Origin of the sequence: Polaribacter sp. SA4-10 (assembly GCF_002163835.1) — a bacterium.
Classification (GTDB): Bacteria; Bacteroidota; Bacteroidia; order Flavobacteriales; family Flavobacteriaceae; genus Polaribacter.
Window position 1 is genome coordinate 1904230 of record NZ_CP019331.1, and the last position, 25283, is coordinate 1929512.

Genomic DNA, 25283 nt, shown 5'->3' on the forward strand with positions numbered 1-25283 from the left:
TACTATAATTTACTATGTCAGATCAAAAAAGAGTTTTTTTAGTGGATGCTTACGCATTAATTTTTCGAGGATATTACGCATTTATTAAAAACCCAAGAATTAATTCTAAAGGTTTGGATACTTCTGCAATCATGGGTTTTATGAATTCTTTACTAGACGTTATTAAACGTGAAAGACCAGATCATTTAGCAGTATGTTTTGATAAAGGTGGAAGTGCAGATAGAGTTGAAATGTTTGAAGCCTACAAAGCAAATAGAGATGCTACGCCTGAAGCAATAAAACTTGCGGTTCCTTATATTCAAGAAATCTTAAAAGCAATGCACATACCAATTATGGTGAAAGAAGGTTTTGAAGCAGATGATGTAATTGGAACACTTTCTAAACAAGCAGAAAAAGAAGGATATAAAACTTTTATGGTAACGCCAGATAAAGATTTTGCTCAGTTAGTTTCTGAGAATATTTTTATGTACAAACCTCGTTTTGGTGGTGGTTATGATATTTGGGGAGTTCCAGAAGTATTAGCAAAATTTGAAATTACAGATCCTTTACAAGTTATAGATTTCTTAGGAATGATGGGCGATTCTGCAGATAATATTCCTGGCTTGCCTGGCGTTGGAGAAAAAACTGCCAAAAAGTTTTTAGCTGCTTATGGTTCTATGGAAAATCTTTTAGCAAATACGCATGAGCTAAAAGGAAAAATGAAAGAAAAAGTGGAAGGAGCAAAAGAATTAGGATTGCTTTCTAAAAAATTAGCCACAATAATGTTAGATGTTCCCGTAACTTTTGACGAGAAAGATTTTGAGTTAAATCAACCAGATATTCCTAAAGTTACAGAAATTTTTAATGAACTAGAGTTTAGAAACTTGTTGGTGAATTTTACACGAACTTTTACAGTAAGTAATGAGACTGCAAAAACTTCTGAAAAACCTTCAACTGCTGCTTCGAGCGCAGTTGAGAAATCAACTCCTAAAAAACCAGCTTCAAATTCTGAGGGCCAATTTGATTTATTTGCTGCTCCTGGAACTGGAACCGTTACTGAAGAAGAAGTTGCATCAGGATTTAAAACTATTGAAAACACCAGTCATTTTTATCAACATATAGACTCTCCTTTATCAAGGAAATTACTATTAAAAAAGTTAATGCAACAAAAATCGGTTTGTTTTGATACAGAAACAACAGGTTTAAAAGCGTTGGAAGTAGAATTAATTGGAATTGCTTTTTCTTTTGAAATTGGAAAAGGATATTATGTTTCGTTTCCAGAAAACCAAGAAGAGACCGCTACAATTTTAGAAGAATTTCGCCCGTTTTTTGAAGCTACAAATATTGAGAAAATTGGTCATAATTTAAAATACGATATCAAAGTTTTATCAAACTATAACATGCCTGTAAAAGGGAAATTATTTGATACTATGATTGCTCATTATCTGATAAACCCAGATATGCGTCATAATATGGATATGTTAGCAGAAACGTACCTAAATTATCTACCTGTTTCTATTACAGAATTGATTGGTAAAAAAGGAAAAAATCAACTTTCTATGAGAGTTGTTCCTATAAAAGATCAAACAGAATATGCTGTTGAAGATGCAGATATTACACTTCAACTTAAAGAACATTTTAACAAAGAATTAGAAACAGGAAATGTTACTAAACTTTTTAATGATGTTGAGCTACCATTGGTTTCTGTATTAACATCGATGGAAATTGAAGGAATAAATTTAAACACTGATTTCTTAAAAGAACTTTCTGTTGCTTTAGCTGAGGATATAAATAGACTTGAAAAAAGTATTTATGAGCAAGCTGGAGAAGAGTTTAATATTGCATCTCCTAAACAATTAGGAATTGTTCTTTTTGAAAACATGAAATTGGTTGACAAACCAAAAAAGACAAAAACGGGTCAATATGCAACTGGCGAAGACATTTTATCCTATTTGGCAAAAGACAATCAAATTATTAGAGATATTCAAGAATATCGTCAATACAAAAAATTACAAAGCACCTATGTAGATGCGTTGCCAAATGAAATAAATCCTAAAACAGGAAGAGTTCATACCCAATATATGCAAGCAGTTGCTGCAACGGGAAGATTAAGTTCTAACAATCCTAATTTACAGAACATTCCTATTAGAACAGAACGTGGTAGAGAAGTTAGAAAAGCATTTATTCCCAGAGATGAAAATTATGTGCTTTTAGCTGCAGATTATTCTCAAATAGAACTTAGAATTATTGCTGCTTTAAGTGAAGAAGAAACGATGATTGAAGCCTTTAAAAATGGTGAAGATATTCATGCTTCTACCGCTGCAAAAGTTTTTAATGTTCCTTTAAGTGAAGTAACTCGTGAACAAAGAAGTAATGCAAAAACAGTAAACTTTGGAATTATATACGGTGTTTCTGCTTTTGGTTTAAGCAATCAGACAGATTTATCAAGAAGTGAAGCAAAAGAGTTGATAGAAACGTATTATGAAACGTATCCAAAACTAAAAACGTACATGTCTAAATTAGTAGATTTTGCACGTGATCATGGTTATGTAGAAACCGTTTTAAACAGACGCAGGTATTTAAAAGACATTAATTCTAGAAATGCTGTTGTTCGTGGAGCTGCAGAAAGAAATGCTGTAAATGCACCAATTCAAGGTTCTGCTGCAGATATTATAAAGCTTGCTATGATTAATATTCACACTCGTTTTGAAAAAGAAAACTTTAAATCTAAAATGCTACTTCAAGTACATGATGAATTGGTTTTTGATGCTCATAAAGACGAATTAGAGCTTATAAAACCGATTATAAAATACGAAATGGAAAATGCTTTTAAATTAAGTGTTCCTTTAGATGTTGAAATGGGAATTGGAGAAAATTGGTTGGAAGCACACTAAAATTAATAATGCCACACTGAGTTTGTTGAAGTGTTTTTCTTAAGAAGATTAAAAATAAAGAATGGAAATAGATTATCTTGATGATATAAATGGTCATGAACAAAATATTGTTCGACTGTATAACTTTAACAAAGCGGAAGCAATTCAGTTTAGAGATCTTTTAATAGATACAATTATTGAAAAAAGACAAAAATTGGATTTATCTGAGGTAGATTTTATATATCCTAGAAATTGTAATTTAATTTTTGGGTTGTTTAAATCTGATGAAGGGATTCTTACAAAAGACAAAGAAACTTTTTTCTGCGTTTTAACTTTAGACGGTTTCAATAAAATGATAGCACTTATAGAACCTTTCTGTAAAAAAGAATCTAAAGGGTATCAGTATTTATATGACGTAGACAATCCTACTGACTTAATGTTTTGTCCAAGTGCAAGTTAAAAAAAAAGTGAATACACTTTAAGTAGTAGAAAGTTTAAAAACTCTTTCAAAAGAAAAAAGTCCTAATAAATTATCTCTAGAATTAATTTATTAGGACTTTTTAATAAAAAATACAGCAACTTTAAAATCTTAAAAATATTTTAAAGAAAACAATACTGTTAACACTAAAAACTAGAAACTTCAGCTTCAACAGTTTCCCATTGTTCCATTAAAGTATCTAATTTTGCTTTTTTAGCTTTGTACTTTTCAAAGAAATTTGGTCTTGATGATACTTCATCATAATTTTGAGCCAATTCTAAATCGATCTTTGCAATTTCTTTTTCTAATTCAGCAACTTCAGCTTCTATATTAGAAAGCTTATTTTTTAATTTTTTAAGTTCTTTCTCTTGCTCTTTAGAAAGTTGGAATGCTTCTTTTTTATCAGTAGATTTAACACCTTTTACAACCGTTCTTTTTTCCGCTTCGCGAAGATTTTCCATTTTATGTTGATCTAAGAAGTAATCAATATCACCTAAATATTCTTTAATTACCTTGTCTTTAAATCCATAAACCGTTGAGGTTAATCCTTGTAAAAAATCTCTATCATGAGAAACAATTATTAAAGTTCCGTTAAAACTTCTTAAAGCTTCTTTTAATACTGTTTTAGAAGCCATATCTAAGTGATTTGTTGGCTCATCCATTATTAATACATTAAATGGTGACAGCAATAATTTACATAATGCCAATCTATTTCTTTCACCACCAGAAAGCACTTTTGCTTTTTTATCCACAGCATCTCCACCAAATAAGAAAGATCCTAACATATCTCTAACGCGCATTCTATTTCCATCAGTTGCAGCGTCTTCCATTATTTCTAAAACTGTTTTTTCTGGCGGTAAATGTTCTGATTGATTTTGAGCAAAATACCCTATCTCAACATTATGACCCAGTTTTAAATGTCCTTTAAAAGGGATATCTCCAACCATCATTTTTGCTAAAGTAGATTTCCCTTGTCCGTTTTGACCAACAAAAGCAATTTTACTATTTCTCTCTATTAATAAATCTACATCTTCTAAAACGTGATTATCACCATAGCTTTTACATAGTTTTTCTGCTTCAACAATTATTTTTCCTGGCTCTTTAGAAATTGCAAAACGAACATTCATTGCTTGATTGTCATCTTGATCTACTTCAATTAATTCAACTTTATCAAGTTGTTTCATTAAAGATTGCGCCATAGAAGCTTTACTTGCTTTTGCCTTAAACTTATCTATTAAAAGCTTCTTTTGTTTTATTTCTTTCTCTTGATTTTTCTGAGCTTGTAATTGTTTTTCTTTAATTTCTCCTCTTAATAATAAGAACTGAGAATACGGTTTTTTATAATCATAAATCTGCCCTAAAGAAATTTCTATAGTTCTGTTTGTTACATTATCTAAAAACATTTTATCATGCGAAACCAATACAATTGCACCAGAATACGATTTTAAAAATGTCTCTAACCAGATAATAGATTCTATATCTAAGTGATTTGTTGGCTCATCTAAAAGTAGAATATCATTATTTTGAAGTAATAATTTTGCTAATTCTATACGCATTCTCCAACCTCCAGAAAAAGTATCTGTAAGCTTATCAAAATCTTCACGTTTAAAACCTAAACCTTGTAAGATCTTCTCTGTATCTCCTTGATAATTGTAACCGCCTAGAAGTTCATAACGTTCAGTAAGGTCTGTTAAATCATGAATTAATTGCGTATAACCTTCACTTTCATAATCTGTTCTTGTAGCAAGTTGTTCATTAATTTGATCAAGTTTTAACTCAATTTCTTTAATTTCTTCAAAAGCTTGATACGCTTCTTCTAAAATTGTTCTTCCTTCAACAAAATCTATATCTTGGCGTAAAAAACCCATTTGTATATCTTTATCAAAAGCCATTGTACCTCCACTGGCTTCTATATCCTTAGATAAAACTTTTAAAAGTGTAGATTTTCCTGCTCCATTTTTACCAATTAAACCAATTCTATCTCCTTTGTTTAATTTAAAAGTAATTCCCGAAAACAAATCAGTACCCATAAAGGAAACTGCTAAGTTGTGTACGTTTAACATAAATTTATTGTAATTTTGATATTTGCAAAACTAACTAAAAAATCACAGTTACTCGTGTTTAAAAAGGGAACAAAATTGTACAGCGTTTTAAAAGGGAAATGTCCAAGATGTCAGGAAGGAGATTTCTTTAAATATGGCTTTACTTTTAACCCTTCAAAAGTTACAAAATTACATGATAATTGTCCGAAATGTAATTTAAAATACATGATAGAACCTTCTTTTTTTTATGGAGCTATGTATGTTAATTACGGAATTACTGTTGGTCTTTCAATTATTACTTTTTTAGTTGCAAAACTTATTTTTGGTTTAACTTTACTACAAACTTTTTCTGCAATAATTGCTACTCTTTTAATCTTAGCTCCAGTTAATTTACGTTTATCTAGAATTATTTGGATAAATATGTTTGTGAGCCACGACTCTAAACACACTAAAAAACAGTAAGTTAGCAGCAAACAATTTGTTTATATACTTACCTTATTATTTCATACATTAGTGCTATAGTATTAGTAGGTAATCTTATTGATATTTGTGTGATCCCCTATATTTATGAAAATTATAATAATTTTTATCATATTGCTGTTTTTTAGTATTTCAATTTGTTCTCAACAAAACGAGGATTACTATCTAAAAGTTATTGACACAACTAAAAACAAGAAATTAAAATTAGCTTCATTAGATAGTTTAATTCATGATCTAAAAAATCAAAAAAACTTTGAAAAATTTGCTAATAGGACAGAGCAATATGTAGATTTAGCGATAGAATTAAAAGAATATGAAAGTGCTATTAATTTTGCTATTAAAGCATTTTACTTTATAGACAAACGCCTAAATCAAAAAGGAAGAGCTTTAAATCTTATAGAAAAAGTAGCGTTATATAAAAATAAAACTACTAATTCTTTTCTCATTGGAAATATTTACTCCAAAAAAGGTGATGCTTATTCTACATCTAAAAACCACAAAAAAGCTATAGAAAATTACACCCTTGCCATAAATAGCTTCAAAGACAATAGTAAAGATTCTATTTATAAAGCAGATGTTCTTCAAAATAGAGGTTACGAATATTTGGATACTGGTAATTATATAAAGTCAATACAAGATCATCAATTAGCAGCTACATATTATGAAAACTTAGGGGATACACAATATATGTTTTATGCTCTTACAGGTATTATAAATATTTACAGTATTAATGGTTTTAATCAAAAAGCTATAGACCAAAGAAATAAAATAATTGAAAAGAAAATTACAGAAAACCTTATTAATGATATATATGTAGATTACTTTAATCAATCTATTACATATAAAAAAATAGATAGTTTTCATAAACAAGAAGAATACTTATTAAGAGCATATACAATAGTTAAGGAGGGTATTAAAGATGAATTTATAAATAATGATAGAGAGGTATTATTATTTAGTAGTCTTTCTAATTTTTATTCATCACAAAGCAACCTTATAAAAGCAAAAAAGTATCTAGATGAAGCTGAAATAAAATTTAATAAACTAAATAAAGGAAACAGGTCTTCATACATATTTTTTAAAGCAAAAGCCACCTATCTTGTTGGATTAAAAAAATATAACAAAGCTAAAAACTATGCAGAAAGAGCAAATCAAATATCAATAAAAAATGGCATAGTGGAAGGAGTTATGGATAGTGAGAAATTACTTTCTGAAATTCATAATAAAATAGGTGATAAAGAAAAAGCGTTAACTTCTTATATTAATTACACAAAAATTAAAGATTCTATTTTTAACATAACTAAAACAAATGCGCTGTTATATTACGAGACATTGCATCAAACAACGCGTAAAGAAAAAGAAATTAATCTTCAAAAAGCATATATTATATTATTAGCAAAAGAAAATGAGGCCAAAAAAGGGTTAATTCTTTTTGGTAGTATTGGTTTACTCTTAATGTTCTCAATTTTTTACTTATTCATAAATAGAATATATCTTAAAAGAAAAAAAGCAATACAAGAAGAATATTCTCATAAGTTATTACTTTCTCAAGAAGCAGAACGTAAAAGAATTTCTAAAGATTTACACGATAGTTTAGGTCAAAGTTTACTACTGATCAAAAATAAAGTTTCTTTAACAAGTGATGATAAAACTAAAGAGCTAGTAAACAGTGCCATTGAAGAAGTGAGAAGTATCTCTAGAGCTTTACATCCTTTTCAATTGGAAGATATTGGAATTACTAGAGCTTTAGAAAACCTAATTCGTCAATTAGATGAAAGCTATGAAAATACCTATATTTTTGGTGATATTGATGATTTAAAATCATCTTTAAACCCTAATCAAGAAGTAAACATGTTTAGGATTGTACAAGAATGTTTATCAAACATTATTAAGCATGCAAAAGCAGAATCTGCCAAAGTAACACTTATTAATAATACAAATTGGGTAACTATTTGTATAAGAGATAATGGTGTAGGTTTTGATTTTTTTGAAAAATATAATGACTTTAAAAGTTTAGGTTTAAAAACCATTAAAGAGCGTGTAAAATTTTTAAAAGGAACCATAAAGATTAACTCAATTAAAGACGAAGGAACTACTATCACAATTCAAATCCCCCAAATAGATGAAACCAAGTATTTTTATAGCAGATGACCACCCTTTATTACTAAAAGGACTAGAAGAGTTACTATTAGAAAAAAAAATTAACATTGTTGGAAAGGCCACAGACGGACAAAGTGCATTAAATTATATTAAAAAAGAACAACCAGACATTGCAATTTTAGATGTTGAAATGCCTCTAAAAACAGGTATTGAAATTGCCAAAGAATGTAAAAAAAATAATCTTGAAACTAAGATTATTTTGATTACCCTTCACAAAGAAATAGACTTTTATTTAAGAGCAAAAAAAATAGGAATTTTTGGATATATTTTAAAAGAATTTGCTATTGAAGAGATTGGAAACTGTATCGAGTCTGTATCTAATAACATTCCTTATTTTAGTAAAGAGTTAAAAAATAATATTGGTTTTACAGAAGAATCAGTTACTGTTCTTAAAGAATTAACAATGTCTGAAAAAAGAATTTTAAAGCTTATTTCTGAACATAAAAAAAATAAAGAAATAGGTCATCTATTATTTACCTCTCCAAGGACTATAGAAAATTACAGAAGTAAAATTATTCTAAAATTAGATTTACCTCGAGATACTGGCTCTCTTTTAACATGGGTTTTAAAAAATAAACATTTATTTAATTAGGTATTGATACGTATCACTTTTTACTTTTCTATTACCGTAGTTAAATAAATAAAAATGGTACCAACTTTTTTTATTGTTGCTATTAATTAAAGTTATTTCAGTAAAAAATGAACATGTAAAAATTAGATTCTTAAAAAAAAATTTAGAAATAAAATAATAAAAAAAGAATATTTTACTCCATTAAAACAAGTAGAAATGAAAAATGAATAAACTTATTTGCTAAACCTTTTAATATTTACCTCATCATCTAATTTTTCGCCATTTTCTATGTGATTGAAAAGGTTTTTAGCAACTGTCGGCGCAATCATAACTCCTCTTGTTCCTAAACCATTTAAAACAACTAATTGAGGGTTCTTTGGATGAATACCTACCAAAGGTCTTCTGCCGGCCACTGTAGGTCTTATTCCTGCAGATTGAGAAACAATAGTGTATTTAACATTAATTACTTTCTTAAGTTTTTCTACCAACTCTTCTTTACCTTCTTCAGATGGGTTTGATGTTTTATCTGTCCAATTAAAGGTAGCACCAACTTTATATAAATTGTCTCCAACAGGAAGCACAAATAACGTTGATTTTAATAAAAAATCAATATTTAATTCTGGTGCATGAATCGTTAATAATTCTCCTTTTGCTTCATTTAATGGTAAGTAATTAAAATATGGGTTTTTTGTAATTCCATATCCTTCACAGAAAACGATTCTTGAAGCTTTAATATCCTTGTATGTTATTAATTCTTCATCAAGATTTAGTTGTTGATGTTCAAAATTCTCAAACCTTATTAACGCCCTGCCTTTAAGGTAATTCCTATAAGATTCTACTAGTTTTTTTGTATCAATTCTACCTGTTTCATTTACATTTCCAAAACTAAAATCAGCCATAACTCCATTATAAGTTTGGCTATCTATTTTAGGGTCTAAATAAGCTATCAATTTTGGTTTATCTAAAGCAGCAAACCAATTATTTTGGTCTTCTATAGATTTAAAAGCTTTTTTAATAACAAACTTCTCATCAATAGTTATATTTAGTTTTTCTTCTAAACTTTTATAGAATGGAAGTGCAACTTCTAATTGTTCTTTAGCATTCCAAACGGGTGTAAACCTCTTTAGAATAACAGGATTATAAACTCCTCCTGCAACTAAAGAGGATGTTTGAGAATCATCTTCAAAAACTATAAACGTTTTTTTGGCTTTAATTAACTCTTCTACAAAAGCTAAACCTGCCAATCCTAAACCAACTATTATATACTCTACTCTCATGGGATAAAAATAAATAAGTTTACTTTAAAAATGGTTGTATTTATAAAATTTAATAAATGTGCTTAGCCCTGATTGTAACCCATGAAATATCTACTAATATTCTTAACATTTTTTATGGTCAACTAAATTTCAGTATTACAAAGACAAAGTGGAAAGCAGGAAATAGCTCTAAATAAAAAACGCTTGCTTTCGCAAACGTTTTAATATAAATTTTGTGATGAACTAATTAATAGTTCCACATATCCATTTCTCTGTTTCTAATATTTTCTTTAATCTTATTTGCCTCCAATAATTGGAATAAAGAGTTTCCTCTAACATAATCTTCAATGGCTCTATTACCATAAATGTTTTCTTCTCTAACAATTACAGAGCCAAATCTCCTTGCATTTAATAAATGGTCAAAAGAAATTGGTTGTGCTATATTTTTAGGATTAAATACTTTTCCATCATGTAAAACAGCTCTTGCCGAAGGAAAAAACACCCAAAATAATTCATATAAAGTTTCATCTTCAATATCTGCAACTCCCAATGTTTGCACATCTTTACCCATTGGTGCTAAAGCTAATAACCTGTATTTTAATTCGCCTTGGCGTTTATCAAAATACCACATTCCTTTAATCATATATCCTTCTACATCTTGACTTTGAATTCTAAATGTATCTGAATATCCATTTTCGTCACGAACATTTAACAAACGAGAATCAATCTCATCTTGTGTAATTTTTGAGGTAAAGAAAGAATTTGAATATACTTCTTTAATTTCACCTTGTTTAATTCCCTTAATAAGCGTGTCAAACAAAGATCTTCTGTCTAAAGAAATATTTGTTGTGTCTATAGGAAAATAATAAGGTAAATTTATTTTCTGATTTAAATCTATAAACTCCCATACAACTTTAGACCATAAAACATCTCTATCGTCCACATATCCGTAAGGAATTGGCCCATTATTATCTGCAGCCAATTGTTGCTCGGTTTTCTTTCCTATTTGATTAACAGACTGAGCATTCAATAAGTTTGCTTGCGCATTTATACTGCCAGTTGTTATCAAAGCGAAAAATACTATTAAACAATTTCTAACCATACTTTATTTTTTTAATCTAATTTGTTAACTCTATACTAACTGGCAATACTTGTTTCAGTGCATAACCATTTGCAGAAGCTTTAATATCATAAATATTAATAATATCTCCTCTTTTTGCTTTTGATAACACTTTTTTAGCAGCAGCACTTAATCTTGTACCATTAACAATAACTGTTATTTGTCCTGGAACTTTAATTTTAAAACTTTTTACATCTATTTTTAAATCAAATTCAAAATCAGGTAATCCTGCGGCAATTGGTGCATTTGCTAAACCAGATTTTGGCATTCTTACTGTACCAAATTGATTACGTACAGACCCCATTGCTGGTGGTATGTCTTTAATTCTAAATGATTTTTTAGAGTTTACTGTTTTACCACTACTTAATTTTGCACTTACGTTAATAACAGCCGTTTTAGCTGCTCCTGGTTTAATACTATATTTACCTTTACCTCCAGATAAACTTCCTCCAGTCGCTGAAACTCTTAAATTATTATCACTAACACCTGGCAAAGAAACTGAAATAGGATTATTTAAACCTCTATAAACAACATTCATCTTATCTGCAGAAACAACAGCAGTACTAGGTTCTGGTATTACTGAATACGAACTTTCAAAGGGAACTTCTACAATTTCACCATTTTGAGTAAATGCTATTTTCCCTTTAATATCATGACTCCCAACATTACCTGCTGGCATATCTATAATTACTTGTCCTGATTTAATGTTTTTATAAGGCCTGTTGTTTAAGGTAACTGCATCTGGAACCATCGTTGCGTCATAACGACCTAAAACAATTTTACCTGTTACTTTTTCACCAGCAAAATAGGCGTTTTTATCTAATGCGACAATACCTTTATAGTTACTTAAACGTAAAGATTCTTCTAATTTTCCTCCTAATAAATCTGATACTATATCACTTTCAGTGTTTTTAATATCAGCTTGCATTTGTGTTAAATTAGTTAATGAAGCAACTAAAGGAAATCCTTTATAACGATATTCTAACCATTTAATCTTTTTTCCATCTCTATTTGTATCATCTTCAGTATTAAACCTGTTTTTCAATAGTGATGAAAAGTTAGAATCTGCACCTAAAACACTAGTTACATCTGTTCTATATCCATTTACTTTATCTATAAACTCATTACCTTCTGTAGTAAATTTATCACCTTTAAAGAAATACTCATCTAAAAAAGCGGTTTTATCCATTGCTTCAAAATCAGTTTTATCCTCAATATCTGCAGTCATCTTTGTTTTTATTTCCTCTAAATAGCTGTAAAACTCTGCTGAATATTTTTTAATTTTATCAGCTTGAATTTTTAAAGGGCCAAACTTTGCTTCTTGCTCTGAAGCTTTTGTTGCCAAATTAGCATACGCTTCATTATTTTTCGCTGTAGTTGAAATATTATTTTCAGTCAACTTTTCATTCATAAAACCAAAAGCTGATAAAACTTCTTTACTCATGTTCATTGCTAACATTGCAATAAAAACAAGGTACATTAAGTTTATCATCTTCTGTCTTGCGGACATTTTTCCTCCTGCCATTCTAATTAGTTTTTTAAGTTATTATAAATTTAGTTGAACTAATTATTATTTACTTGACATTGCTGAAAGCATACCTCCATAAACGCCGTTTAATGAAGATAAGTTTTTTGCTAGAGTATCCATTTGTTCTTTTAATCTTTCAGTATTTTCTACAACAGCACTATTTAATTCTGTCTGTTTGCTAGTGTTTTCTACTTGAACTTTATATAAACTATTTAAAGACTCCATTTGAACAGTTGCCATAGACACTTGTTCATTGTATTTGCTAGTTGATGAAATAGATTCTGATGCAACAGATAATCCTTCTGCTGCTCCTTGAAAATTTTTCATACTATTCCCTAAACTTGTCATTAATGAAGAATCAATATTTGCTTCTTGTAATAAAGCATCTAATTTTTGAGATAACATTCCTTGTGCTCCTTCTTCTTTTTCTAATGTAAATCCTTCTTCTGTTAATTCTGGATACACTTTAGACCAATCTAAATCATCTTCTGGAGTATCAAACGCAGAGATTGCAAAAACTAAAGCTTCTACAACTAAACCAATTGTAAGCATTAAACCACCAGTAAGAGGCCCAATAGAGAAGTGTTGAATTTTAAACAATGCACCAATAATTACTACTGCTGCCCCCATTCCATAAACGAAGTTCATTGTTTTTTTATAAGATCTTGATTGTGCCATAATTTTATTTTCTTTTTTAGGGGAATATTAATTATTTTTTTATTAATTATTTGTTGTACCTATATAATTTTGTACAGTTCTAAAACCAATATAACTTCTTGCAGTGTCTGCATATTCATAATCTCTAGAACCTACTTCTAAGAAATATGCTACATCTTTCCATGAGCCACCTCGAACAATTTTACGTTTGTTTTTTCTATCCTCTACATTTGGATTCATTGTTGAAGCCATGTAATATGATGATAAATTGTATGCTGTATTTGTCCATTCAGAAACGTTTCCTGCCATATTATACAAACCATAATCGTTTGCATTAAAAGATTTTGCTTCCATTGTATACAGAGCTCCATCTGCCGAATAATTACCTCTTACAGGTTTAAAATTTGCTAAGAAACAACCCCTATCACTTGTTGTACCTCCAGTTCCCCAAGGGTATGTTGCAAATTCTAATCCTCCACGTGCAGCATATTCCCACTCCGCTTCTGTTGGTAATCTAAAATCTGGAACCGTAGTTGCATTTTTTCGTCCTCTTAAATAATCATTTTTCTTTTTAGTTCTCCAATTACAAAAAGCATTTGCTTGCCCCCAAGAAACTCCAACAACAGGATAATCTCCATAAGATTGATGAGAAAAATAATCTTGATGCATTGGATCATTATAAGAATAATTAAAATCTTTTACCCAAACCGTTGTATCTGGATAAATATTTAACATTTCTATTTTTACGAAATCTTTTCTATCTCCTCCCTCTCTTGCTGCATTATCTCTATCAAACCAAGAATATCTATATTTTAAAAACTTTGTATTAAAAGTTCTAATACCATCTACAGCTTCTTCTCTACTAATATATAAAGAATCCATTACCTCAACATAATCTACATCTGGATACTCTTCTTTTTCCCAAATCAAATCAGTTTCTCTATTTAAAGGTTTTATAGAATCGATACCAGCACCTAAACTGTAATAATTATCATACATATATTTTTGATATGGACTAGCTCCTGTAGTATCTGTTGCTGCAAAAGCATAATCATGAATTCCTCCAGAAAGAGGCACTCCATCTGGACCTGGATTTGCACCCATTGCTGCATATTCTGCTTGAAAACCAAGTCTAGTTCTTACAATTGAATCTCTTACCCAAAAAACAAATTCTTTATATTCATTATTGGTTACTTCAGTTTCATCCATATAATAAGGTCTAACTGTAACCGTTTTAGTTGGCGCATTCATCGTACCAATAATATCCTCATCTTGTTTACCCATTGTAAACGAACCTCCTGGTATTAAAGCTGTTCCAAATGGTTTTTCTGAAAACCATTTTTTCTTAGCCTTTACACCTACCAATTCTCCTCTATCATTAGAGCCACAACTGTAAAAAACTGTTATTAAAAGTGCATATATTACTGCTTTCTTCATATTCTAAAATATCTTTACTATAAAGTTCGTAAACCTATTATTTTTTTTGCTAAAAAACAATGTTAAGATTGCATTTTAACGTATTGTTTTTTAAAAATTTAAAAATTACATCAATTTTCTCATAGCCTTATACCATCTTTCAGGAATAATTTGCTTTGTTGCATCTATGTAATCTTTGTATGTACATGGTATTAACGCATGTCTTTTGTATTTATTATCCGATAATATTTTTATCTCAATCCACCACCTTCCAGTTTTATTACTTTTATAAAAAGTTAATGGATCATCATCTTCCAATAAAACTGTAAATTTTTGATAATTTTCCTTTGTTGTAAAGGGATAATCTTTTACCCTAAAATTCACTCCCTCAATAAAATACCAAATCATTTGAGCAATTAAATGTGCTGTTTGATTGTTAGTATCATGCTTAGAATTGAATTCATAAATTCCGAATGAAGATACTTTATCACTAATTCCTGCATATCTTGAAATAGCACAAATTTCTTCACCATAAAAACCATTTGGAGAAGCATTATTATTAGCAGGTGCTTCACTTTGCCTTACAGAACCAATATCTATTGATACAATATCTGCATTTCTAAAAGCGGGTTCAATATTTTCTAAAACTTTAGCTTCCCCAAGTCTATATGCGTCAAAAAACAAATTATCTAATAATTGAATTTCTTCCTGTGAATTAAAATAAGTTTGATACCCAACATTGCAATAATTAAACAGGTTATTTGGTTCTTGCATTATTACTTTGCTTAAATAAGACTGAGAAGTTAAATCATCTTCTAAATTACCCAAATCAAAACGACTGTCTACTGCTGTAATATTTACTGTTTGCTCAAGAGAGTCATACGCTCTGTAATTAACGTATGTAATATCTTGTCCTCCACCAATAATTACAGGAATAATATTTTTTTTTAGTAAATAAGTAATGATTTCTGAAACTGCAAAATAAGTATCTGTAACGGAATTCCCTTTTAAAACATTTCCTAAATCGGCAATATTTGTGTGCCAATTTCCTGGAAATAATTGATATAACTTTCTACGGATTAAATGCAAATCCTCTCCACATCCAAAATTATCTTGAGAATTCCTGTCTTCTTGAACTCCAAAAATAGCAATCTTAACATTCTCTAAATCAGGAAAACCTTCCTCTAAGGTATGAATGCTAGTTTTATTACCCAATGACAATGGTGACTGCAACACTAAATGTGCCACAATCGATTCTTCTATAGGGCTTAAAAAATCTTGGATCATGAATTTTTTTAATAGGCGACCAATATACTAAATCCTTATTTCTTTTTTGCGGTTTTTTTAGCAGGAGTTTTTTTCTTAGCTACTTTTCTCTTTGGCGTTTTAGCTTCAATCATTTTAACAGCCTCTTCTTTAGATAGTTTCTCTATTTCTGTTGTTTTAGGTAGTTCTATTTTAATTTTACCTTTTATAACATTAAACCTTCCCCATCTTGCTTTTTCTACACGAATAGCAACATCTTCCCAGTTATGAATAACTTTATCTATTTCTTTCTGTTTTTTAATTTCAATTAACTCAATAATATCATCATCAGAAAGAGTATCAAAATCATACTTTTTACTTACGTTGATAAAGATATTATTCCACTTTATAAATGGCCCAAAACGTCCAACTCCTTTTTGAACAGGCAATTCTTCATAATGATAAATTGGAGCATCTGCTTTTTGTTTTGCAACAATTAACTCTTCAGCTCTTGGCAAATCAACCTCCATAGGGTTTTCACCTTTATCTAAAGAGACAAACATGGTTCCAAATCTGATATAAGGTCCAAACCTACCATTAGAAACAATTACTTCTTCACCTTCATAAGTTCCTAGAGTTTTTGGTAATAAGAACAACTCTAATGCTTCTTCCATGGTTATGGTTCCCAGGTTTTGGGCTGTATTTAGACTTGCAAATACTTTTTCTTCATCTTCTGGTGCTCCAATCTGAGCAATAGGTCCAAATTTACCTAAACGAACTAAAACAGTTTTTCCAGACTCTGGGTGTTTTCCTAAAATACGTTCTCCACTTTCTCTCTCAGCATTTTCCTTTACATCTTCTACAGTAACATGAAAGTTATTGTAAAATTCTTTAATCATAGAAATCCAATCTTCTGTACCTTCAGAAATATTATCAAAAGATGATTCTACTTTTGCAGTAAATCCAAAATCTAAAATATTAGAGAAGTTTGCTACTAAGAAATCGTTTACAATATTCCCAATATCCGTTGGAACTAATTTATTTTTATCAGAACCTGTTTTTTCTGTCAATGATTGACTTTTTACAGTTCCATTTGATAAAATAATTTGCTCATAACTTCTTTCTACTCCTTCATTTATACCTTTCTCTACATAACCTCTTCGTTGAACAGTAGAAATTGTTGGTGCATACGTAGATGGACGTCCAATACCTAATTCTTCTAATTGCTTAACCAAAGAAGCTTCTGTAAAACGATAAGGTGGACTTGTAAAACGTTGTGTTGCATTCATAAAAGTGTACTCTAATTTCTCAGAAACCTTTAAATTTGGCAACATCCCTGCTTGCTCTTCATCTTCATTATCATTTCCTTCTAAATACACTTTTAGGAAACCATCAAATTTTATCATTTCACCATTTGCAGTGAATATTTTTGAGTTTTCAGAATTTTCTATTTTCACATTTGTTCTTTCCAATTGAGCATCACTCATTTGAGAAGCCACTGTTCTTTTCCAAATTAAATCATACAATCTTGTTTGATCATATTCTACATCTATAGAATGCATTTTCATGTTTGTAGGACGAATTGCCTCATGCGCTTCTTGAGCTCCTTTAGACTTCGTTTTAAAAACACGCTGTTTACTATATTCTGCTCCGTAATAATTTGTAATTTCTTCTTCGGCAGCATTTCTTGCATCAACAGAAAGATTTAAACTATCTGTTCTCATATAAGTAATTAAACCGGCCTCATATAAACGTTGTGCAACTTGCATTGTTTTACCTACCGGAAAACCTAATTTCCGAGATGCTTCTTGTTGTAAGGTTGAAGTTGTAAATGGTGCTGCTGGTGATTTTTTTGCTGGTTTTTTTGTTAAATCCGCAATAGAAAAATCAGCATTTGAACAAGATTTTAAGAAATCTTCTGCTGCTTTTTTACTATCAAAATTCTTTGGAATAATTGCTTTAAAAGTTTTTCCTTCAAGGTTTGAAAATTCTGCAACTACTTTATAATGTGTTTCTGATTTAAAATTTAAGATACTACGTTCTTTTTCTACAATTAAACGTACTGCAACAGATTGTACTCTTCCTGCAGACAAACCTCCTTTAACTTTGCGCCATAAAACTGGCGATAACTCATAACCCACTAACCTATCTAGAACTCTACGCGCTTGTTGCGCATTTACCATATTATAATCAATATCTCTAGGATTATCAACTGCTTTTAAGATAGCGTTCTTTGTAATTTCATGAAAAACAATACGCTTTGTATTATCATCCGTTAAATTTAATTGCTCTTTTAAATGCCAAGCAATTGCTTCTCCTTCTCGATCCTCATCACTTGCTAACCAAACAGTCTCTGCTTTTTTAGCTAAGCTTTTCAGTTTTTTTACAACTGCTTTTTTATCGTCTGAAACAATATATTTTGGGCTAAAGTCTCCTTCAACATCTATTCCTAATTCTTTTGATGGTAAATCTGCTATATGACCAAAACTAGATTCTACTTGAAAATCTTTTCCAAGAAACTTCTCTATTGTTTTTGCTTTTGCTGGTGACTCTACAATTACTAAATTCTTTGCCATTTATCTTTCTTTTGTCGTAACTAACACAATTATGGTATGTGTTTTTGGATTGCAAAAGTATGTAGTTTTTTTTTAAAAAAAATTATTTGATTGATTTTCCCACTATATTTAACACAATAACAACAGTATTTTTTCTGCCAATTTGTCACAAGAGTTACTTTTTGGTTGTATATTTGCCTCCTATCTGAATGAAAATTGACACATGGAATCCGTAGAGAAAATTATAGAAGAAAAAATACAAGGTAAAGCACTAGTAACAGCAAATAAAAAAGAAAACACTAAGAAATTATTCATAGAAAGCTATGGCTGTCAAATGAATATGAATGATAGTGAGATTGTTGCTGCTATTTTAGATAAAGAAGGATATAACACTACTCAAATTTTAGAAGAAGCAGATTTAGTGCTAGTAAACACCTGTTCTATTAGAGAAAAAGCAGAAACTACAATTAGAAGACGTTTACAGAAATACAATGCTGTAAAAAAAGTAAATAAAAAAATGAAAGTAGGCGTTTTGGGCTGTATGGCTGAACGTTTAAAAGAGAAGTTTTTAGAAGAAGAAAAAATTGTAGATTTAGTTGTTGGGCCAGATGCATATAGAGATTTACCTAACTTATTACAAGAAGTTAGTGAAGGAAGAGATGCTGTAAATGTAATTTTATCTAAAGATGAAACCTATGGAGATGTTGCTCCTGTGCGTTTAAATTCTAATGGAGTTTCTGCATTTGTTTCAATTACAAGAGGTTGTGACAACATGTGTACTTTCTGTGTAGTTCCATTTACAAGAGGACGCGAGAGAAGTCGAGATCCAAAGAGTATTTTAGAAGAAATTCAATCTATGGTTGATCAAAATTTCAAAGAAATTACTTTACTTGGTCAAAATGTAGATAGTTATTTATGGTTTGGTGGCGGATTGAAAAAAGATTTCAAAAAAGCGACTGAAATGGCTCAAGCAACTGCAACAGATTTTGCTCAATTGTTAGATATGTGCGCTACAGAATTTCCAAAAACACGTTTTCGTTTTTCAACTTCTAATCCTCAAGACATGAGTTTAGATGTAATTCATACAATGGCAAAACATAAAAACATTTGTAAATACCTTCACTTACCTGTTCAAAGTGGAAGTAACGCAATGTTAAAAGCAATGAATCGTCAGCATACAAGAGAAGAATATAAAGAATTGGTTGATAATATTTTTAGAATCGTTCCAGAAATGTCTTTATCTCAAGATATGATTGTTGGTTTCTGTGGAGAAACAGAACAAGATCATCAAGACACTTTAGAGTTAATGGAATATGTAAAATATGATTTCGGATTTATGTTTGCGTATTCTGAAAGACCAGGAACTTTAGCTGCAAAAAAGCTTGAAGATGACATTCCTTTTGATGTAAAAAAACGAAGATTACAAACAGTAATAGACTTGCAACAAAAGCATGCTTTATATAGAACTCAGCAACATTTAGGGAAAACTGAAGAATTTTTAATTGAAGGTACCTCTAAGAAAGACCCCAATAAATGGAAAGGAAGAAACACACAAAATACAGTAGCTGTTTTTGATAAAGGAGCATATAAATTAGGTGATTTTGTATTGGTAAAAGTAGAAGATTGTACTTCTGCAACCTTAAAAGGAATTGCTTTAGGATATTCTGATAATAATTAAAAGCCATCCTTAATTTTTAACAAAGGGAAGGAAACTGTTGCGAAAAGAAAAAAATAAAATATAGTTAATAACACAAGAGTGTTTTCCCTAATGGGGAAATTAAAGGGGACTTATGGAAAACTTACAAGCTATAAAACAACGTTTTGGAATCATTGGTAACGATGTACATCTTGATAGAGCTTTAGAAAAAGCGGTAAGAGTTGCGCCAACAGACATTTCTGTATTAGTTACTGGAGAAAGCGGTGTTGGAAAAGAAAATATTCCCAAAATAATTCATTCATTATCACACAGAAAACATGCAAAATATATTGCTGTAAACTGTGGTGCTATTCCAGAAGGAACAATTGATAGTGAATTATTTGGACATGAGAAAGGCTCATTTACAGGTGCAATACAAGACAGAAAAGGGTATTTTGAAGTTACAGACGGAGGAACTATCTTTTTAGATGAAGTTGGTGAACTTCCCTTAACAACACAAGTACGTTTATTACGTGTTTTAGAAAATGGCGAATTTATAAAAGTGGGTTCTTCAAAAACTCAAAAAACTGATGTTAGAATTGTTGCTGCTACAAATATTAATATGCAAGCTGCAATTCAAAAAGAACGGTTTAGAGAAGATTTATATTATAGGTTAAGCACTGTAGAAATTGATTTACCTCCTTTAAGAGACCGTAATGAAGACATACATTTATTGTTTCGAAAATTTGCTTCAGATTTTGCACAGAAATACAGAATGCCTTCTATTCGTTTAGATGAAAATGCAATATCTGCTTTGTTAAATTACCGTTTTCCAGGAAATATTCGTCAATTAAAAAACCTAGCAGAACAAATTTCTGTAATAGAAGAAACTAGAATTATTACGGGACCTAAGTTAAAACAGTATTTACCTAATAATAAAGGTAATTTTCCTGCAGTAATTGGTGGTAAAAAGGAAAATGATTTTTCTACAGAAAGAGATATCATGTACAAAATATTGTTTGATATGCGTAATGATATCAACGATTTAAAAAAGTTGACATTAGATTTAATGAAGAGTGGAAATGTTGAAGAAGTTCAAGAAGAAAACCATCAATTAATAGAAAAAATATACAAAGATCAAGAAGAAAAAGGGCATAATTTTGAAGTTTTAAATATTCCTCAGAACACTTCCAAAGAAAAAGAGTATGATTTTATTGAGACTATAGAAGAAGATGAATCTTTATCCTTACAAGAAAAGGAAATTGAAATGATTAGAAGGTCATTAGAAAAAAACAACAATAAACGTAAGTTAGCGGCAAAAGAATTGGGGATTTCTGAAAGAACTTTGTACAGAAAAATTAAACAATACGATTTGTAAAAATTGTAACGAGAATATTTTTAAAATTATGAAAAAACTATTATTTATAGCCTTCTTATCTATCAGTTCTATACTAATAATTTCTTGTGGAGCTTATTCTTTTACAGGAGGAAATACTGGTGATGCAAAAACATTACAGGTAGATTATTTTCAAAACCAAGCCTCTTTGATTGAGCCAAGTTTAAGTCAGACTTTTACGCAAAACCTACAAGACCTATTTACACGTCAAACAAATTTAACATTAGTAAATTCTAATGGAGATTTATATTTTAGCGGAGAAATAACTAGATACAGAATTACACCAATGAGTGCAACTGCAGATCAAACAGCAGCACAAAACAGGTTAACAATAACTGTAAATGTTAGATTTGTAAATAAGCTAAATGAAAAAGATGATTTTGAAAAAGAATTTTCTTTTTATTCAGATTTTGCCGCAAATGCGCAACTTTCTGGATCTGTTTTAGAAAATGCTTTTGATGAAATTCTAGAACGAATTACACAAGATATTTTTAATGCATCTGTTGCAAAATGGTAATTATTTAGATTGATAAATTATTAGAAAAACACAATTTGAAAACTTCAATATTTATAAATTTATTAGAAAAAAAACAACAAATTCAGCAATTAGAAACTGCTGAATTAAAATCTGTAGTAGAAGAATTTCCTTATTTTCAATCTGCAAGAGCACTCTATTTAAAAGGTTTAAGAAACCAAAATAGTTTTAAATATAATAATGAATTAAAAGTTACAGCAGCCTATACTTCAGACAGAACTGTTTTATTTAATTTCATTACAGCGAAAGACTTTAATTCTAAAAAAGAAGATATTCACAAACAGATTTTAGAAAAAATATCTAAAAAAGTTGTAAAAGAAAATACTCTTGAAATAACTGAAGACGTTGTTATAAATCCAACAGAAACAATTGAAGAAGTTGAAGAAAAATTAGAAATAGGAAAACCAATTTCATTTTTAACAACAGAAAGTAATTCATTTAATCAATGGTTACAATTATCCGTACAAAAGCCAATTGCAAGAACCGTTGAAAAGATTGAAGAGAAAACAATAAAAAAAGCATCAATAATAGACACGTTTATTAAAAACAACCCTAAAATAAAACCTTTATCGAAGGATAAAAATATTACGGTTCCTGTTGCACAAAACACACACGATTCAGCTTTAATGACAGAGACTTTGGCAAAAGTTTATCTCGAACAAAAAAAATATCAAAACGCAATACAAGCTTATAGAATTTTAAGTTTGAAATATCCAGAAAAAAGTGGTTTCTTTGCAGACCAAATTAAAAGAGTACAAATTTTACAAAAAAATAAATCATGAGTTATACCGCATTTTTAATTCTAATTTTGATTGTAGCCATTGCATTAATATTAATAGTTATGGTACAAAACCCTAAAGGCGGAGGATTATCTTCTTCTTTTGGAGGTGGTGGAGCACAATCTTTAGGAGGCGTTCAAAACACGAACAACTTCCTAGACAGAACAACTTGGACATTAGCAATAGCAATGTTTGTTTTAATTTTATTAGCAAATTTTGCAATCCCAAGAAGTGGAGATAATAATTTTAAATTGGATAATACTTTAGACGGAGTTGAAACTACAATACCAGCTACAGATACAAATCCAACAACTAATGATAGTTTAAAATAATCATCAGTTAGAATCATATAAAAAATGCCAACGAAAATGACACGTTGGCATTTTTTTATGCCTTAAATTTAAGAAAAAATTCAATCATAGAAAAATTGTCAGTTTTATAGCATTGGCATAATTTCTGACTATTTACTTTTAACAAAAACAATTTAATTAATCTAAATTAATAAAAATGGGATTAAACATTAAGCCTTTAGCGGACAGAGTACTTGTAGAACCTGCTCCTGCAGAAACAAAAACAGCGTCTGGATTAATTATACCAGATAATGCAAAAGAAAAACCACAAAAAGGAACTGTAGTTGCAGTTGGAAATGGTAAAGTTGATGAACCTTTAACTGTAAAAGTTGGAGACACTGTTTTATATGGTAAATATGGTGGAACTGAATTAAAGTTAGAAGGAACAGACTATTTAATGATGCGTGAATCTGATATTCTTGCAATCATTTAAGATTAATCAGTATATAGTTGCAGTAAGCATTTGTAACGATTAAACTTTTAAACAATTAAACAATTAAAGAAAATGGCAAAAGATATAAAATTTGATATTGAAGCTCGCGATGGAATAAAACGCGGAGTGGATGCATTAGCAAACGCAGTAAAAGTAACTTTAGGACCTAAAGGTAGAAATGTTATTATTTCTAAATCTTTTGGCGCTCCAACAGTAACTAAAGATGGTGTTACTGTTGCAAAAGAAATAGAATTAGAAAACCCTTTAGAAAACATGGGTGCTCAAATGGTAAAAGAAGTTGCTTCTAAAACGAATGATTTAGCTGGAGATGGAACAACAACTGCTACAGTTTTAGCACAAGCAATTGTAAAAGAAGGTTTAAAAAATGTTGCAGCTGGTGCAAATCCTATGGATTTAAAAAGAGGAATTGACAAAGCAGTTGCTGCTATTGTTGCTGACTTAGAGAAACAAGCTCAAAAAGTTGGTAATTCTTCAGAAAAAATAAAACAAGTAGCTGCAATTTCTGCAAATAATGATGATGTTATTGGCGATTTAATTGCAACTGCATTTACTAAAGTTGGTAAAGAAGGTGTTATTACTGTAGAAGAAGCAAAAGGAATGGAAACCTATGTTGATGTTGTAGAAGGTATGCAATTTGACAGAGGATATTTATCTCCTTACTTTGTAACTGATGCTGATAAAATGATTGCTGATTTAGAAAATCCTTATATCTTATTATTTGATAAAAAGATTTCTAACTTACAAGAAATTCTTCCAATTTTAGAACCTGTTTCACAAGCTGGAAGACCTTTATTAATTATTGCTGAAGATGTAGACGGACAAGCATTAGCTACTTTAGTTGTAAATAAATTAAGAGGTGGATTAAAAATTGCTGCTGTAAAAGCTCCAGGTTTTGGAGACAGAAGAAAAGCAATGTTAGAAGACATCGCTATTTTAACTGGTGGAACTGTAATTTCTGAAGAAAGAGGTTTTTCATTAGAAAATGCAACGTTAGACTTATTAGGAACAGCAGAAACGATCACTGTAGACAAAGACAATACTACAATTATAAACGGTTCTGGAGATGCTAAAGCTATTAAAGCGAGAGTTAATCAAATAAAAGCTCAAATAGAAACTACTACTTCTGATTACGATAAAGAAAAACTACAAGAACGCTTAGCTAAATTAGCTGGTGGTGTTGCTGTTTTATATGTTGGTGCTGCTTCTGAAGTAGAAATGAAAGAAAAGAAAGACAGAGTTGATGATGCTTTACATGCTACAAGAGCTGCGGTTGAAGAAGGAATTGTTGCTGGTGGTGGTGTTGCTTTAGTAAGGGCTAAAAAAGTTTTAGAAAAAATTATAACAGATAATTTAGATGAAACTACAGGTGTGCAAATTATTAATAAAGCCATTGAAGCTCCTTTAAGAATTATTGTTGAAAATGCCGGAGGAGAAGGTTCTGTAGTATTAAATAAAGTTCTTGAAGGGAAAAAAGGTTTTGGTTATAATGCTAAAACTGACGAATATGTAGATATGTTAGAAGCTGGAATTATTGATCCTAAGAAAGTAACTCGTGTTGCATTAGAAAATGCTGCTTCTGTTGCTGGTATGATCTTAACCACAGAATGTGCTTTAGTTGACATTAAAGAAGATGCTCCTGCAATGCCTCCAATGGGCGGTGGTGGGATGCCAGGAATGATGTAGTGGCCAATTGCCAAAGATAAAAAGCTTTCTCTATTCACTGTCATTTCGACTTTATAGAGAAATCTCAAATACAAAAATCCGCTAGAATTT

20 protein-coding genes are annotated in these 25283 nt (G+C 30.0%); 12 read left to right on the forward strand and 8 right to left on the reverse strand.

The window, feature by feature from the left end; genetic code table 11:
• Positions 1–14: 14 nt before the first annotated feature.
• Positions 15–2873 (forward strand): DNA polymerase I, encoded by a 2859-nt coding sequence (polA, locus tag BTO04_RS08180; protein WP_087564034.1) that lies wholly within the window; start codon positions 15–17, stop codon positions 2871–2873.
• A 61-nt stretch (positions 2874–2934) separates the two neighbouring features.
• A complete protein-coding gene (locus BTO04_RS08185; RefSeq protein ID WP_087564035.1) occupies positions 2935–3312 on the forward strand; it encodes a hypothetical protein in 378 nt (125 codons plus the stop codon).
• Between the two features lie 164 nt (positions 3313–3476).
• Here BTO04_RS08185 and BTO04_RS08190 read toward each other — a convergent pair whose 3' ends face one another.
• A complete protein-coding gene (locus BTO04_RS08190; protein ID WP_087564036.1) occupies positions 3477–5393 on the reverse strand; it encodes an ABC-F family ATP-binding cassette domain-containing protein in 1917 nt (638 codons plus the stop codon).
• A gap of 54 nt (positions 5394–5447) precedes the next feature.
• On the opposite strand from BTO04_RS08190, the gene BTO04_RS08195 reads away from it, so the two are divergent.
• The 3 genes from BTO04_RS08195 (at position 5448) to BTO04_RS08205 (ending at position 8604) form a co-directional block, all read left to right on the forward strand.
• Positions 5448–5834, forward strand: coding sequence for a DUF983 domain-containing protein (locus BTO04_RS08195; protein ID WP_087564037.1), 387 nt, complete (start codon positions 5448–5450; stop codon positions 5832–5834).
• A 105-nt stretch (positions 5835–5939) separates the two neighbouring features.
• The gene (locus tag BTO04_RS08200) at positions 5940–8003 is read left to right on the forward strand and encodes a sensor histidine kinase (protein ID WP_087564038.1); all 2064 of its coding nucleotides are present in this window, start codon (positions 5940–5942) and stop codon (positions 8001–8003) included.
• The gene (locus BTO04_RS08205; protein WP_087564039.1) at positions 7975–8604 is read left to right on the forward strand and encodes a response regulator transcription factor; all 630 of its coding nucleotides are present in this window, start codon (positions 7975–7977) and stop codon (positions 8602–8604) included. Before BTO04_RS08200 ends, BTO04_RS08205 begins: the two co-directional genes overlap by 29 nt.
• Before the next feature lie 212 nt (positions 8605–8816).
• On the opposite strand, the gene BTO04_RS08210 is transcribed toward BTO04_RS08205, so the two are convergent.
• From BTO04_RS08210 to topA, 7 genes are all read right to left on the reverse strand, one after another.
• The gene (locus BTO04_RS08210; RefSeq protein ID WP_087564040.1) at positions 8817–9860 is read right to left on the reverse strand and encodes an FAD-binding oxidoreductase; all 1044 of its coding nucleotides are present in this window, start codon (positions 9858–9860) and stop codon (positions 8817–8819) included.
• A gap of 226 nt (positions 9861–10086) precedes the next feature.
• Positions 10087–10941, reverse strand: a complete 855-nt coding sequence (gene gldN, locus BTO04_RS08215) for a gliding motility protein GldN (protein ID WP_087564041.1) — start codon at positions 10939–10941, stop codon at positions 10087–10089.
• Positions 10942–10957: 16 nt separating this feature from the next.
• The gene (gldM, locus tag BTO04_RS08220; RefSeq protein WP_087564042.1) at positions 10958–12484 is read right to left on the reverse strand and encodes a gliding motility protein GldM; all 1527 of its coding nucleotides are present in this window, start codon (positions 12482–12484) and stop codon (positions 10958–10960) included.
• 45 nt (positions 12485–12529) lie between these two features.
• A complete protein-coding gene (gene gldL, locus BTO04_RS08225; RefSeq protein WP_087564043.1) occupies positions 12530–13165 on the reverse strand; it encodes a gliding motility protein GldL in 636 nt (211 codons plus the stop codon).
• A gap of 42 nt (positions 13166–13207) precedes the next feature.
• On the reverse strand, positions 13208–14581 hold the full coding sequence (gene gldK, locus BTO04_RS08230; RefSeq protein ID WP_087564044.1) for a gliding motility lipoprotein GldK: 1374 nt from the start codon (positions 14579–14581) through the stop codon (positions 13208–13210).
• Between the two features lie 105 nt (positions 14582–14686).
• The gene (locus BTO04_RS08235) at positions 14687–15847 is read right to left on the reverse strand and encodes a formimidoylglutamase (protein ID WP_087564045.1); all 1161 of its coding nucleotides are present in this window, start codon (positions 15845–15847) and stop codon (positions 14687–14689) included.
• Between the two features lie 35 nt (positions 15848–15882).
• Positions 15883–18381, reverse strand: coding sequence for a type I DNA topoisomerase (gene topA, locus BTO04_RS08240; protein ID WP_087564046.1), 2499 nt, complete (start codon positions 18379–18381; stop codon positions 15883–15885).
• Positions 18382–18583: 202 nt separating this feature from the next.
• On the opposite strand from topA, the gene miaB reads away from it, so the two are divergent.
• The 7 genes from miaB to groL all read left to right on the forward strand — a co-directional run bounded on the left by miaB (position 18584) and on the right by groL (position 25193).
• Positions 18584–20038 (forward strand): tRNA (N6-isopentenyl adenosine(37)-C2)-methylthiotransferase MiaB, encoded by a 1455-nt coding sequence (gene miaB, locus BTO04_RS08245; protein ID WP_087564047.1) that lies wholly within the window; start codon positions 18584–18586, stop codon positions 20036–20038.
• Positions 20039–20150: 112 nt separating this feature from the next.
• A complete protein-coding gene (locus BTO04_RS08250) occupies positions 20151–21374 on the forward strand; it encodes a sigma 54-interacting transcriptional regulator (protein WP_087564048.1) in 1224 nt (407 codons plus the stop codon).
• Between the two features lie 28 nt (positions 21375–21402).
• On the forward strand, positions 21403–21909 hold the full coding sequence (locus BTO04_RS08255; RefSeq protein ID WP_087564049.1) for an LptE family protein: 507 nt from the start codon (positions 21403–21405) through the stop codon (positions 21907–21909).
• A gap of 35 nt (positions 21910–21944) precedes the next feature.
• Entirely contained in the window at positions 21945–22709 is a 765-nt protein-coding gene (locus BTO04_RS08260; protein ID WP_087564050.1) for a hypothetical protein, read from the forward strand.
• Entirely contained in the window at positions 22706–23038 is a 333-nt protein-coding gene (gene secG / locus BTO04_RS08265) for a preprotein translocase subunit SecG (RefSeq protein WP_087564051.1), read from the forward strand. The genes BTO04_RS08260 and secG overlap by 4 nt, the downstream gene beginning before the upstream one ends.
• A 175-nt stretch (positions 23039–23213) precedes the next feature.
• Positions 23214–23489: a co-chaperone GroES gene (groES, locus tag BTO04_RS08270; RefSeq protein ID WP_087564052.1), complete on the forward strand. Its 276-nt coding sequence runs from the start codon at positions 23214–23216 to the stop codon at positions 23487–23489.
• A gap of 72 nt (positions 23490–23561) precedes the next feature.
• A complete protein-coding gene (gene groL, locus BTO04_RS08275; protein ID WP_087564053.1) occupies positions 23562–25193 on the forward strand; it encodes a chaperonin GroEL in 1632 nt (543 codons plus the stop codon).
• The last annotated feature ends 90 nt before the right edge of the window (positions 25194–25283 follow it).